Origin of the sequence: Croceibacterium mercuriale, from assembly GCF_000802385.1 — a bacterium.
GTDB classification, from domain to species: Bacteria; Pseudomonadota; Alphaproteobacteria; order Sphingomonadales; family Sphingomonadaceae; genus Croceibacterium; species Croceibacterium mercuriale.
In genome coordinates, this window is the sequence record NZ_JTDN01000002.1 from 78,554 (window position 1) to 92,372 (window position 13,819).

The 13,819-nt window shown below is 67.8% G+C and carries 11 protein-coding genes and 1 tRNA gene; 3 read left to right on the top strand and 9 right to left on the bottom strand.

What is annotated here, in order from left to right:
* Nucleotides 1-29: 29 nt before the first annotated feature.
* The 3 genes from PK98_RS10010 to PK98_RS10020 form a co-directional block, all read right to left on the bottom strand.
* Nucleotides 30-2,837 carry a TonB-dependent receptor gene (locus tag PK98_RS10010; protein WP_081996184.1) on the bottom strand — a complete coding sequence of 936 codons (2,808 nt, stop codon included), beginning with the start codon at nt 2,835-2,837 and terminating at the stop codon, nt 30-32.
* A 180-nt stretch (nt 2,838-3,017) separates the two neighbouring features.
* On the bottom strand, nt 3,018-4,385 hold the full coding sequence (locus PK98_RS10015; RefSeq protein WP_052208494.1) for an oligogalacturonate lyase family protein: 1,368 nt from the start codon (nt 4,383-4,385) through the stop codon (nt 3,018-3,020).
* Between the two features lie 12 nt (nt 4,386-4,397).
* Nucleotides 4,398-6,677, bottom strand: a complete 2,280-nt coding sequence (locus PK98_RS10020) for a hypothetical protein (protein WP_235425481.1) — start codon at nt 6,675-6,677, stop codon at nt 4,398-4,400.
* Nucleotides 6,678-6,870: 193 nt separating this feature from the next.
* On the opposite strand from PK98_RS10020, the gene pelA reads away from it, so the two are divergent.
* Nucleotides 6,871-8,160 carry a pectate lyase gene (gene pelA, locus PK98_RS10025; protein WP_200885026.1) on the top strand — a complete coding sequence of 430 codons (1,290 nt, stop codon included), beginning with the start codon at nt 6,871-6,873 and terminating at the stop codon, nt 8,158-8,160.
* 3 nt (nt 8,161-8,163) lie between these two features.
* Here the strand turns inward: pelA and PK98_RS10030 are convergent, their stop codons facing one another.
* From PK98_RS10030 to PK98_RS10055, 6 genes are all read right to left on the bottom strand, one after another.
* On the bottom strand, nt 8,164-9,609 hold the full coding sequence (locus PK98_RS10030) for a UvrD-helicase domain-containing protein (RefSeq protein ID WP_039096768.1): 1,446 nt from the start codon (nt 9,607-9,609) through the stop codon (nt 8,164-8,166).
* Between the two features lie 6 nt (nt 9,610-9,615).
* A tRNA-Lys gene (locus PK98_RS10035) sits at nt 9,616-9,691 on the bottom strand.
* Between the two features lie 21 nt (nt 9,692-9,712).
* Entirely contained in the window at nt 9,713-10,204 is a 492-nt protein-coding gene (gene folK, locus PK98_RS10040; RefSeq protein WP_039097520.1) for a 2-amino-4-hydroxy-6-hydroxymethyldihydropteridine diphosphokinase, read from the bottom strand.
* Nucleotides 10,201-11,052 (bottom strand): N-carbamoylputrescine amidase, encoded by an 852-nt coding sequence (gene aguB, locus PK98_RS10045; protein WP_039096770.1) that lies wholly within the window; start codon nt 11,050-11,052, stop codon nt 10,201-10,203. Before aguB ends, folK begins: the two co-directional genes overlap by 4 nt.
* 37 nt (nt 11,053-11,089) lie before the next feature.
* Complete coding sequence (locus PK98_RS10050; RefSeq protein ID WP_235425482.1) at nt 11,090-11,566, bottom strand: DUF4440 domain-containing protein; 477 nt, start codon at nt 11,564-11,566, stop codon at nt 11,090-11,092.
* Nucleotides 11,566-12,393, bottom strand: a complete 828-nt coding sequence (locus PK98_RS10055; RefSeq protein ID WP_039096771.1) for a class I SAM-dependent methyltransferase — start codon at nt 12,391-12,393, stop codon at nt 11,566-11,568. The genes PK98_RS10050 and PK98_RS10055 overlap by 1 nt, the downstream gene beginning before the upstream one ends.
* 105 nt (nt 12,394-12,498) lie before the next feature.
* Between PK98_RS10055 and msrA the strand changes: the two genes are divergently transcribed.
* A complete protein-coding gene (gene msrA / locus PK98_RS10060; protein ID WP_039096773.1) occupies nt 12,499-13,035 on the top strand; it encodes a peptide-methionine (S)-S-oxide reductase MsrA in 537 nt (178 codons plus the stop codon).
* Between the two features lie 410 nt (nt 13,036-13,445).
* Entirely contained in the window at nt 13,446-13,805 is a 360-nt protein-coding gene (locus PK98_RS10065; protein WP_039096775.1) for an arsenate reductase, read from the top strand.
* Nucleotides 13,806-13,819 lie beyond the last annotated feature (14 nt).

The window sequence follows — 13,819 nt, forward strand, 5'->3', positions numbered from 1 at the left end:
CCGCATCACCATGCCCTCCCTTGTTGTCGTCAGAACGATGCCCGCGCGCCGATCAGGAACTCACGCCCGAAATGCCGGTAGTTGGACACCCTGTTGGTCGCATCGACGTAGCGGTCGCTGTACTCGTCCGTCAAATTGATCGCCTCGACCGACAGGCGCACGCCGTCCGTCACCTCGTAGGAGATGGAGGCGTCGATGTTCAGCGTGGCGTTCACGCCCTCCTCGCTGTTGCCGTTGCCGCCCGGGAAGCTGACGAGGTAATCGTCGCGATAGGCGGCGGAGGCACGGGCGCTGAACCTGTCATCCTCGTAATACAGCGTGGCGTTGTAGATGAGGTTGGACTGGCCCGTCAGCCGGTTGCGGCCCGAAGCGCCATAATTCACGTCGGAATCGATGAAGGTCACGTTGCCGATGAAGCCGGTGTTGTTCAGCACGCCCGGCAGGAAGGTGAACGGCTGCTGGTACTGCAGTTCGATCCCCTTCAGTGTGCCGCCCTCGCCATTGACGCGGCGGATCACCTCGAAGTCCTCGTCCGGCGAGGCGGGGGTGCCGGCCAGCAGGCTGTCGGGCAGACCCAGGCTGCGCCACGGCACCATCTCGGGATCGGCCGTGTTGATGAAGCTGTCGACCTTCTTGTAGAACACCGCCGCCGCCAGCAGAGCCTCCGGTGCGAAATACCATTCGACAGAAGCGTCGTAATTCGTTGCTTGGAACGGGGCCAGCAGCGGATTGCCGTAGGTAACGCGGCGCGTCGGGATGGACAGGGTGCCACCTGGCGTCAGGTCTCCCAGCGACGGGCGCGAGATCACCTTGGCCGCACCGAGCCGGACCACCAGGTCCTCTGCCGGTTCGACCGCCAGGTTGAAGGATGGCAGCCAGTTGCTGTAGCCGTTGTCCACATCCACATATTCCGGCTCCGCCACGCCGCCATCCGCACCCAGGAAGCCGGACGAGGTCGTCTGGGTGTGGGCGTAGCGCAGGCCCACATTGCCGCGCACCGTCAGCCCACCGACCAGCGTGTCGAAATCGACCTGGGCGAAGGCGCCCGTATCCTCTTCCTGCACCTCCCGCGTGCCGTTGAAGGCCGGGATCAGCGGGTCGTTGTAACGGGTCAGCACATCGTTGATCGCGAAGATGTCGGGCACGATGTAGTTCAGATCGGTCCCCGCCGGGATGTCGAGGCCGCCGGCAATAGTCTCGATCTTGCCGAGGTTCGTGACGTCGGTGGCCCGGTCGGCGCCGGTCAGGGCGGAGACCGCCTGCTGGAAGCCGAACGTGTCGAAGCCGTAGGTCCGGTACTCGGCGCCCGCCTTGATCGTCAGATCGTCGGTCAGGTCATATTCCAGCCGGCCGGCGGCGGTCTTCAGCCGGTAATCCGCACCGCCGGTGCTGCGTCGCCACTCGGTCAGTGTGAAGTTGCGGCCATCGGTCACGTCGAAGCCATAGGAGATCTGCGGCAGGCGGTCGTTGCCGCGGAAATCGTAGGTGAAGCCGTCCACGTTCAACGCGTCGAACATGTAGGACACCGACAGCGGGGTACGCAGCTTGGAGTGGGATGAACCCAGCTTCAGGAAACCGCGGAAACGGTCGGTGAAGGCATGGCGCGCGTTCAGCGACACCTGCAGGAAACGGCTCTCGTCGCGGCTGAAGCCATTCTCGCTGCGGACGTCGACATTGTCGAACACGCCATAGGACAGCGTGTTCTTCTCCCGGTCGATCTCGTACTCGCGCAGCACCGTCTCGCGCACGCCGCCGGCCGCGCGGCTGAAGCTGATCGCTTCAATGTTGGGGCTCTCCGCCTCCTGGTTGAAGCGGGAATACAGCCCGTCGAGGATGATCTCGGTATCCTCCGTCGGCTTCCATTGCAGCGATCCGGTCAGGCCCAGCCGGTCTTCCGAGAACGAGCCGATCGTGTAGCGCGGGATACGCGGATAGAAGGCGGACAGCACTTCGGACCGCTGCTCGGCCGTGGTGCAGGTCACGCAACCGGCGAAGTTGTTGCCCGCACCATAGGCCTGCGCCGGATTGCCGCTCTGCCAGCGGGTGGTGTTGAAGCTCTCGCTGGTCGGGCGCCGCTCGCTATAGGCGACGGAGACCAGCGCACCAAAGGTCTCGTCATCATTGGCCCAGCTGAGCAGGCCGGCAAGCCGCGGGAGGGTCTTTTCGGACAGATCGTTATAGGACGCCTGCCCCGCCACCGCGCCATGGATGCCGGCACCGAAGTCCAGCGCGCGGCCGGTCTGCAGGTCGACCGTCGCACCGAGCGATCCTTCCTCGATCTCCGCCGACTGCGTCTTGCGCACGGTAATGGAGTTGAACAGTTCGGACGCGAAGATCGAGAAGTCGAAGCCGCGGCTGCGATTGCCGCCCGCGGCCGCCTGTGCCTCCAGCCCGTTGATCCGCACGCGGGTGAAATCGGCACCTAGCCCACGCACGCTGATCGTGCGGCCCTGCCCGCCGTCACGCTCGATCGTCACGCCCGGCAGGCGCTGGATCGATTCCGCCAGGTTCAGGTCGGGGAAATCGGCCATGTCCTCGGCCAGGATGGTATCGACCGCACCGGCCTCGTTGCGCTTGATGTTCAGCGCGCGATCCAGGCTGCCACGGAAGCCGGTCACGACGATCTCGCCATCGGTGGTCGCGGCATCGGCATCATCCGCACCCTGCACCTCGCCCGAGAACGGGTCGGTGACCGTGTCCGCAGTCGCAGCCGGCTCGGCACTGGTACCGCCGGGCAGTGGCGCGACCTGCGCCAGCGCCGGCATGGCACCGATCATCATCGCGAACGCAGAGGTACGCAGGCCCAGACGGGCCCGTGTGGTGAGAACTTCAGGCATCAAATCGCTACTCCGAACGCCAGCCTGCCGGGCTGGTCTTGCCGGAGATGTATGATAACTTGACACCGGTGGCAAGGCAGTTCGCCACAAAAAATGCCGGTTACGCAGATCGTTAGCAGGCGACTGACCCGCAACAGGGACGAATGGTGCCCGCTTGTATGACAGAGCAGCTGCCGACCGTCAGGCTGCGCGAGCCAGATCCACCACATAGACGTGGTTGCTGCCGTGCATGTTCGAACAGAAGATGATGGAGCGACCATCCGGCGTGAAGGTCAGGTTCGGCTCCAGCCGGTAATCATGCGCGCGCATGTCCACCAGCCGGGTGGGGCGCATCACCTGTGCGGTGACCAATTCCGCCTTGTCGCTTTCCGTATCCGCATCCGGCACCGTCTCGGGCCGCAGCAGCGCCAGCCATTTGCCGTCTTCCGCATGCGCCACCATGTCGGCGTCGCCGCCATCGCTGGCGAACAGCGTGCCGTCGGGTGACTGGTTGAAGTGCACGCCCCAATCATTGCGCTCGACCCGGCGCCAGATGCGTTGCCCGGTTTCCAGGTTGACGGAGGCGACCCAAAACACCTGGCCACGCGGGGTCTGCAGGTCGTAGAATACCTCCTTCCCGTCAGGCCCGAACCATTCATGGCCGAAAATCTCGAAATTCATCGTCCGCTCGTGCGTGCGGCGCAGGTCGGTGCCGTCGGTCTTCATCGTCCACATCCGGTCGACCCGGTGCCACGGCCCTTCATGGCAGAAGATGATCCGCCGCGGATCGGTCGGTGAAAACTGCGTGTGGCCGATCCATTCGGTGGTGCTGTGCAGCACCCGCCGCTCGCCGGTGCGGATGTCCAGCGTGAAGATCTCCATCGGATAGCGTGCGGCCCACCGCTCCAGCATGCGCACGCCTTTCGCCCGTGCGAAGTTGAGCGGCTTGCCGTCCGGGCCGACCGCTGCATATTCCGCCTGGTCGAAGCGCCGGTTGCGCGGATCGGCGACGCCGGGCTGCAACGGCTGCGAGCCATAGGCGACGAAGCCCAGCATCAGCGTGTCATCTGCATTGGCGGCATTGATCTGGCCATTGTCGATCCGCCCGATCCGGCGGGCCTCGCCGCCATCGGCGGAGATGGCATAGATCGTGCGCGGACGATCCATCGGCTGCGCCTCGCCCGGCTCGCTGACGCTGTAATAGACGTCGCGATTGGTGCGGGCGGTGAACATCAGGTCGGCATGCGGGTCCGCCACCAACACGCGCAGCGCGCCTGTCGCCGGGGAGACCACCGAGATCCCCTCAGGCGTGCTCATCACCATCAGGTCGCCTTCGGGCGTGAAGCTGTTCTTGTAGAAGTACAGCTTGCCGCCGCCCCCGTCGGGGCTCAGCCGGCGGATGCGGTAGCCGGTCGCCGGGTCGATCCAGTCACGCGGCGCCAGGCCGCCGGCTACGGGCGGCGGCGCCTCGGCCTGGGCCATCGCCGCGCCCGCGCGCAGGGCGCCTGCCGCCACCGTGCCGGCCGCAAGGCCCTTCAGCAGGCCGCGCCGTGTCTGGCCGTCAATCATGCGTCTTCTCCATCATGGTGCGGGGGCGATGCCTTCGGCCCGCACGGTCCAGCCGTCTGCGGGGAAGCCGGGGGCATGCCCCTCGGCGCCGTCCCACCCGGCGGCCATCAATCCCACCGCCCACAGCAGCGCGCCGTTGGACGGGAAGTAGGTTTCCGCGGCGCGGCGATAGCCGGCACCGTCCGAATTGGTGGCCATTGCCACTCCGCCGGCCCCGCCGGACACCGGCACCAGATCCTCCGCATGTGCATCCAGATGCACCCGCGGCGTCATGCCGGTCACGCCCCACTGGTTGTTCTTTCGCTCCGCAAACAGCCAGTCGACCGCCTCCTCCGGCCGGCCCAGCCGCGCGGCCGCCATGGCCAGCATCGGAAAGTCCCAGCCCCAGGTCTGCCGCAGATCCCAGTGCGCGCTGATGGCGGACAGGGTGCGACGCATGGCGTCCTGGTCGACCTGCTCCCCGGGAATGAAGCCATAGGCCATCATGAAGGACGGGTGGTCACGGTTTTTGCACTGCGCGGCATCGGCCGCGCCGCTGCACGCGGCCGATGCCGCGATCTGCCAGAAGTCGGGCTCACTCTCCGCCGGCAGGTACAGCCCGTCCTTCATCGGCAGCGGCGCCAGCCGGCGCAGTGCCTCGGTCCATTCAGGCTTGGGCGGCAGGCCCTGCCGTGTCCGCCAGTCCTGCGCCACCGTCAGCGCCCAGCGGAAATAGGCCAGTTCGAACGTCGGATTGACCGTGGTCAGCGGATCGTAGTTCTCCTGCGCCGGGATCAGCGGCGGGCCGAGATTGCGTCGTCCGTCCTTCTCCAGCGGCCAGGACGCCAGCAGGTCCGCGCTCGCCTCCACAACTTCGCCATACTGCCCCAGTACCCCGGCCTCCTCGCCGGGTCCGGTCCGCGCGCGGCGCACCAGCTCGGCCAGCAGGATCGGGTGCGGCTGCTGCCACATCAGGAACGGGGACACCAGGCTGGGGCTGTTGCGCCCTTCCGGGCCGACCATCTTGGGCCACCAGGCGCCGGCTACCCCGTGCCGCGCGGCTTCCTCCCGGGCGCGCGGCAGATGCGCGACATACCAGGGCAGGCTGCGCTCCAGCATGTCGGCATGGCCCCACATGGCCTGCCACGCGGCGTGCCATGGATGCATCTCCAGGTGGAACTTGCCGAACCAGCTGTTGGAGAACAGCCCCTCCTCCTGCGGCGGCAGGGTGCCGGCACCATTGATGGCGGACAGGTACTGCGACAGCACCACCCGCCGCTCCAGCTCCGCCGCACGCGGATCGGTGCTGCCGGTGAAGTCCACCGCACCGCCACCGGTCCAGAAGCTGCGCCAGTGCCCGGCCACCGCGTCGGTGCCGTGCGCGAAGGACGGCAAGGGTGCGGCCTCGGCCGTCTGGTCGAACGCCACCTGCAGGCGCAGCACCGTGCCCGTGCCGGTCGCCAGCACGCCGGCATCCCCGTCCATCGCCAGCGCCCCGTCACTTTCCACGGCGGACCAGTAGCGGGTGGCATCGAGGTCGCGCCGAAGATGCACGCGCTGCGGGGTCACGCTGACCAGTTCCGTCGTGCCGCCACCGTCCCAGCGCGCCGGGTCGGGATTGATCTGCGGGTCCACCCCCGGGTAGTGCACCGACAACGCCAGCCGGCCAGCCTCGACCAGCGGCGAGGTCACCTCCACCGCGATCACGTCCCGGCTCGGCAGCACGCGGGTCACCACCGTGACCGGCTGCCCGGCATAGGCGAAGCGGCTGGTCAGCGTGCCGGTCCACAGGTCCAGCTGCTGGTGCGTCCCGCTCACCTGGGCGAAGTCCGGTGCGGCGCCGTCCACCACCATGGCGATGCGCCCCAGCGCGATCCGGTGCGGATTGGCCCGCAGCCAGTTCAGCGCGGGATTGGTTTCCGCATCGGCCCAGCTGCGCATCCAGGCATAGGGCTGCTCGCCCCGCCCCGGCACGGGCACCTGCACCAGCCCGGCCTTCTCCTCGGCCGCGCCTTCGGGGAAGCTGTGCCAGCCCCATTGCGCCATGGTCAGCAGCGGCACCAGTTCCGAGTAGCGCTCGGGAAAGGTCTGCAGGCCGGTGATGTCGGCGGTGAAGCCCAGCTCGCCATTGCCCAGCATGACCGGCGCATGCGGGTCGATTTCGGTCAGCACCACGTCGTGCCGCTGCACCAGCGCCTGCCGGTCGATCGGCTGTGCGATGGCCGGCACGGCCAGCAGCAGCACGGCAGGCCACGCCACCAGCCTGGCCATGCGGTGCCACATCGTGCGCGGGCTCGCTTCTGTTTCCGGCATCCTGGTCCCTTGTTCCTGCACGGTCGCTTGCCGCATCCTGAATACGGCAGACACTATTGCATCAAGTTATATGACATGTAAGACCCTGATTGACACCGGTGGTCTTTGTTTCGGGTCCGCACCGCCGGGATCCGATCGGACAAGTAGCGGGACAACCGCTCGCACGCCGGACGGCCATGTGGAGAAGACCGCCTTGAAGACACGCACCCTGCTCGCCCTGTGCCTGGCCGCTTCCGCCCTGACGGGGGGCGCGGCGCATGGCAAGGTCATCGCCATCAACACGCCGGCGCTGTCGCTGACGCTGGACCGGATCGGCACCCTGCCCGACGATCAGCAGCCCGTATGGCGCGATTACGTCCTGCGCTCGCAGTTGCAGATGCAGGTCGACCGGCAATCGCTGGTGAATGAACTGGAGCCCGGGCAGGAACCGCCCCCGCCGCCGCAGGCGGTCGGCCCATCTGCCTACAACATGCCGATCGATCGCCCGGCCGAATGGTACGGCACTGCGGAAGCGCGGCAGGTCGCCGACACCATCGTCAGCTTCCAGACGCCGGCCGGCGGATGGAGCAAGAACCAGAACCGCGCCGGCCCGCCGCGCCTGCCGGGCCAGCGCTATGCCAATGATGCGGAGACCATGACGCAGGACCCGGGCAATTTCGACGCCCCGCATGACCGGTTCTGGACCTTTGTCGGCTCGCTGGACAACGAGGCCACGACCACGGAGATGCGCTTCCTGCAGCAGGTCGCCGCCGCGCTGCCCGGGGACGAGGGCGACAAATACCGCGAAAGCTTCGTGCGGGGCGTGCAGTATCTGCTGGCCGCGCAGTACCCGAACGGGGGCTGGCCGCAGAACTGGCCGCTGGAAGGCGGCTTCCACGACGGCATCACCTTCAACGACAATGCCGTGGCCAGGGCGGCAACCTTGCTGGGCGAGGTGGCCACGCAGCCACAATACGCCTTCGTGCCGCAATATCTGCGTGCCCGGTCGGCAACGGCCACCGCCAAGGGGATCGAGGTGATCCTGGCGGCGCAGGTGCGGCGCGACGGCGCCTTGCTGGGCTGGCCGCAGCAGGTCGACCCGCTGACGCTGGAGCCGATCTCCGCCCGCAATTACGAACCCCGCTCCATTGCCAGCGGCGAGACTACGGACATTCTGGAATTCCTGATGAGCCGGCCCGATCCAAGCCCGGAAATGCGTGCCGCGATCGAAGGGGGCGTCGCCTGGCTGCGATCGGCGGCGGTGCGCGATTATGCGTGGGAGCGTGTCGGCAATGAAGGACGGAAGCTGTTCCCCCGCGCAGGTGCCGGGCCGCTCTGGTCGCGCAATTACGACGTCAACAACGGGCAGCCTATCTTCGGTGACAAGGACCGCACCATCCACGACGATGTGAACAACATCTCCGAAGGGCGCCGCAATGGCTACAGCTGGTGGGTCACGCAGCCGCAGCGCGCGCTCGACGCTTACGAGAACTGGGGCAAGTAGCCGTCAGGCCAGCGCATCGTGCAGCGGCGGCGCCAGGTACAGGCGCCGCCGTGCACGGGTGCAGGCGACATAGAGCAGGTTGATCTGCTGGTCGGTATCGACCGTCTTCTTCGCATCACCCCGCCGGCGCGCGGCAAGGTCCGCCGGCGGGTCGAAGTCGTCCAGCACGACAACATTGTCCCACTCGCGCCCCTTGGCCTTGTGGGCGGTGGAAACGACGATCTGGGCATCCGCCTCGGCATCACGGTGCAGGCCGTTCAGCCGCTCCAGCAGGGTCGCCAGCCTAGGGCCATGCTGGTCGACGATGTCGCGCACCCGGCGCATCTCGCCATCGCCATGATCGGCGGCATATTCCAAGTTCCGCCAGCTGGAGAAGCGGGCGATCGATTCGTCCGCAACCCTGTGCCGCTGCCCCTGCGCCAGCGCGTGGGCGGAGGTCAGCTGCCGGTGCAAGTCGCGGATGCCGCCCACCAGGTGGAACGGCCGGTCGATCCCGGCCAGGCTCTGGAACAGGCGGGCATTGGTGCGCGCCAGGATCGCGGTGCCCGGCTGCATCGCCACCCGCCCGCCATAGCGGGTGATGGTGGTGGTGATCGCCGGGTTGCCGGTCAGCCGGTGCCGCGGCGGCTTCGAACTGTGCCGCAGAATGGCGTTGGCCACCTGCGCGATCGCCTGCCCGAAGCGCCAGCTCTGCGTCAGCGTCAGTTCCTCCGCATCGAAGGCGTCCATCGCGTCGACCGCACCGCGGAAGCGGTAGATCGACTGGTACGGATCGCCGACCACGATCGTGGGCAGGCCGGCCTTGCGCGCGATGGAGATCAGCACCGGGTTCAGATCCTGCGCCTCGTCCAGCAGCAGGTAGTCGAACCCCGCGATGCGCTGCTTCATCTCGAACTGCTTCAGGTACGTGTCGTGCGTGATCGGCAGGTCATGGTCCGCGAACTTCAGCAGCTTCAGCGTGATCGCCCCCGCAATCTCGCGCACGGCCCGGTTCTGGGTCTTGTCCGCCAGATCGCAATGGCGATGGCTGATGCGGGTGCCCTCGTCGATCAGGAACCGGTCGATCGTACCCAGGATCAGGCTGCGCAGCCTGGCCTGCGGCACGCCCGGCACCGGCCGGATCAGCGCCTCGAACGGGTCCAGGTGCCTGTCGAGATAGCGGTTCACCAGCTCCGGCTTGCCCCGGCTGAACCCGAGCTGGCGGAATGCGAAGGAGTGGGCGGTGCGCGCCTCGATATTGCGCGGGAACCTGGCTGCCGCCTCTCGCGCGATAGCGCTGTTGAAGGCCAGGTACAGGCCCCGGCCCGGCCAGCGCGCGGCATATTGCACCAGGGTCGATGTCTTGCCGCAGCCGGCGCCGGCCAGCACCTTGATCGTGCCGGTAGGCGGCCGGTCAAGAATGGCCTGCTGTTCGTCGGTCGGCGTCATCGTGGCCTTGCGCCCCAGCATCCGGAATGGTGAGCCCTGCTGGGTTCGAACCAGCGACCTACTGATTAAAAGTCAGTTGCTCTACCGACTGAGCTAAGGGCCCGCTCCGCTTGGGCGGCTGCGGTCACCTAGGCAGGGGGCGGGGGCGGGTCAAGCGGGCGTGCAGGTGGCGCAGGGTCAGACCGCTGGCCGGATCGCGCCAGCCGGCCGCGATCGCCAGCGCCGGTGCCAGCACAAAGGCACGCGTCCGGAACAGCGGGTGCGGGATCGTGAGGCCGGGCGTGCTCCAGGTCCCGCCACTCCACAGCACGATGTCCAGGTCCAGCACGCGGGCGCCCCACTCCCGGCCCCGGCGCACCCGGCCGAAATCCTGCTCCATCGCCTGCAGCACCATCAGCAGCGCCGGCGGAATGCGTTCTGTTTCCAGCACCAGCGCCGCATTGGCATAGTGCCGCTGCGACGGACCGACCGGCGCGCTGTCGATCACGGCGGAGCGGGCGATCACCGTGCCCAGCGCCGCAACTTCCTCCATCGCCGCAGCCAGCACGGCACGCGGGCTGCCCAGCTGCGCATGGCGCTGGTTGGAACCGAGCGCGAGAAGATAGGTGTGGGTCAGAGGTCCTCCGCGATCCGGCCGTACAGCTGCGGCCTCCGGTCGCGGAAGAAGCCCATGCCGGCCCGGTGCTTCGCCGCCCGGGCAAGGTCCAGCTCCGCCACCAGCACGCCGGTCTCCTCCCGCTCGTAGGAGGCGACCAGATCGCCCCACTCGTCGGTGATGAAGGAATGGCCGTAGAAGGTCTGCCCGGCTTCGCAGCCGATGCGGTTGGCGGCGATCACCGGCATGCAGTTGCTGACCGCGTGGCCGACCATCGCCCGGCGCCACATGCGGCTGGTGTCGAAGCTGGCATCATAGGGCTCGCTGCCGATCGCGGTGGGGTAGAACAGCAGTTCCGCGCCCATCAGCGCCATGCAGCGGGCGGTCTCCGGGTACCACTGGTCCCAGCAGATGCCGACGCCGATGCGGGTGCCGAAGACATCCCACACCCTGAAGCCGGTATTGCCGGGACGGAAGTAGTACTTCTCCTCGTAGCCCGGCCCGTCGGGGATGTGGCTCTTGCGGTAGGTGCCCATGATCTGCCCCTCCGCATCGATCATGGCCATGGTGTTGTAATAGTGATGCCCGTCTCGCTCGAAGAAGCTGGTCGGGATCGCCACCTTCAGCTTCGCGGCCAGCTGCTGCATCGCCTGCACGCTGGGATGTTCCGCCGTCGGGCGCGCCATGGCGAAGAAGCGCTCGTCCTCCTCCCGGCAGAAATAGCCGCCGGCGAACAGTTCGGGCGGCAGCACCACCTGCGCGCCGGCCGCCGCGGCCTGCTCCACCAGGGCGGAGACGGCGGCGATATTGTCCTCTTCGGCTTCCAGGTCGAGCTGCAGCTGCAGGGCGGCGACGGTGATGCTGGTCATGGGCGCGCAGGTAGTCGCGGCGGCAGGTCCGGGCAAGTCAGCCGCTGTGATCGGCGATGATCCGCCAGCCTTCGGCGTAGCGTTCCCATACCAGGCTGGTCACCCCGCTGACCGGCTGTGCACCCGGCACCGCCACCGTGTAGCGGGCGATGTAGAGCGCATGGGACGGGCCGAGCGGGCGGAAGTCCAGCCGTTCGAACGACAGCGTGCCGCGCTTCGCCGCATCGTCGAAGTCGTAGGCCTGCCGGTACATCGCCTCCATCGCCGGCACGCCGCGCAGCAGCCCCTTGTCGGTCACGAAGCTGGTCTGGCGCGAGGGCGAGTAGACGGACAGGAACAGCGCCATGTCGCCGCTGTTCCAGCCTGCCGCCGTACGGTCCATCTCCGTCTCGATCGCATCCAGCACGGTCGCGTCGGCCAGCTGTGCCGGGGCGGTGTTGGTGGTGTTGCCGACCACGCAGCCGGTCAGCAGCAGCGCGGCGGCAAGGGCTGGCAGCACGGCGCGCATCGCCATCAGGCCCGCTTGCGGAACAGCATGGTCATGCGGTCGCTTTCGCCGATCGCATCCAGCTCGGCCCGCCGTGCCGCATCCTCGCCCGCGCCGCGGTAGCCGGGCGGCAGCGTCCACACGCCGCCATCCCAGTTGGCGGGGTCGTTCGGGTTGGCATTGACCTCGCTCTGGCCGACCAGGTCGAAGCCGTAGGTGTCCATCAGCGCGATCACGTCCTTCTCCCGCAGGTAGCCCATGGACCCTTGCGTATATTCGGCGGGTGCATCGGCCTTGGCCCGGTGCTGCTCGATACCGATCATGCCGTCGGGCTTCAGCAGCCGGCGGGCGGTGCTCAGCAGCTGGTGCGTCCAGTCGTTGCGGCGGATGTTGTGCAGTTCGCGGAAGATCAGCACCCGGTCCACCGTGCCGTCCAGCTCGGCCGGGATGGTGTCGAGGTTGGCGCCGACGACGCGGGCGCCGGCCGCTTGGCCCATCCAGCCGGCGGCGTCCTGCGGCAGCTTCGTGGCGGTGTCGCGCATCGTCGCCATGTAGCCGGTCGCGTCGGCGGGGACGCGGGGATTGAGGCCGATATAGGTACCCTGCGGCCCCAGATACGGGATCAGCACGCGGGAGAACCAGCCGGTGGCGGGCATGAAGTCGACCACGCTCATGCCCGGCGCGACCTGGAAGAAGGCCAGCGTCTCGGCCGGGTGGCGCCACGTGTCGCGCGCGGTATCGTCGGCCCGGCGGGGATCGGCCAGCACCTGTTCCATCGCCGGTGCAACTTGCGCGGCGGCGGGCAGCGCCGGCAGCATCAGGCCGGCAAGTGCGGCAAGCATCAGGTTCTTCATGTAGCGGCTCCCCAAAGGCGTTGCCGGCGAAACTACGCGTCGCCGGGCGGATGACAAGCGGCTTGGCACCCCCCATCTGCCCGGGAGATGCAAGGAGACGAGACAATGAGCGAGACAGCGATCGTGGCGGGCGGCTGCTTCTGGTGCACGGAGGCGGTGTTCCGCGACGTGATCGGGGTCAGCGAAGTGGAAAGCGGCTATATCGGCGGCACCGTGCCCGACCCCACCTACAAGGCGGTATGCAGCGGCACGACTGGCCATGCGGAGGCGATCCGGGTGACCTACGACCCGGACGTGCTGTCCTATGCGCAGCTGCTGGACATGTTCATGGAAACGCATGATCCGTCGCAGCTGAACCGGCAGGGCGGCGATGTCGGCACCCAGTATCGCAGCGCGATCTTCCCGCTGGACGATGCCCAGCGCGCCGAGGCGGAGGCCGCGATCGGGCGCTGGAATGCCGGGCACGGCACCATGGCGGTGACCACGCTGGAAGGCCCGGCGGAATGGTACCCGGCGGAGGATTACCACCAGGAGTACTGGGACGGCGAAGGCCAGCGCAATCCGTATTGCCAGGCGGTGATCCCCCCCAAGCTGGCCAAGCTGCGCAAGAGCTTCGCCAACCGGGTCAAGGCGGACGCCTGACCCGGCCCTGCGGCCGGGTGGGGGGTTACGGCGGTGACGCTGTAGCCCGCCACCTTGGCCGGCATGGCCGTCACCCTGCCGGCACCGGACGTGACCTTGCCCACGGTGGGTGTCACCTTGCGGGCCGACCCTGTCGCGCCCGGACAGCGCCGATGTCGCCATGGCGGCGAATGCCGTCGCCATCAGCGCCCGATCCGTCACCGTGCGCGACGGTCCCGTGACCATGGGCCGGCCGCCTGTCGCGGCGGTCAGGGTGCGTGTCGCGGCGGACAGGGCGTGGCATCCGGGCATCGGATGGTGATAGGCCGGGCGGCATGCTGTAGGAAAATGGTTCAATGCCCGCCCCCTTCGTATCGTCCCCGAGATTGCCAGTGTCACGCGGGGGCCATATCGGCCGGGCAGGAGGGCGAATGATGGTTCTGTACGGCATTCCCAATTGCGACACGGTCAAGCGCGCCCGGGCCTGGCTGGACGGGCGCGGAATCGCCTACACCTTTCACGACTACAAGCGCGAAGGCGCCTCGCCGGCGCTGCTGACGGACCTGGCATCGCATGTCGGCTGGGATGCGCTGCTGAACCGGCGCGGCACCACCTTCCGCAAGCTGGACGAGGCTGCGCGTGCCGATCTGTCCGACGGCAAGGTGCTGGGCCTGATGACGGAGCAGCCTTCGCTGATCCGCCGGCCGGTGGTGATGCATGGCGGCAAGGTGCTGGTCGGCTTCGATCCCGCCGAATGGGAGCGGGCCTTTTCTGACACCGGTGACAGATGAGGATATTGGCAATG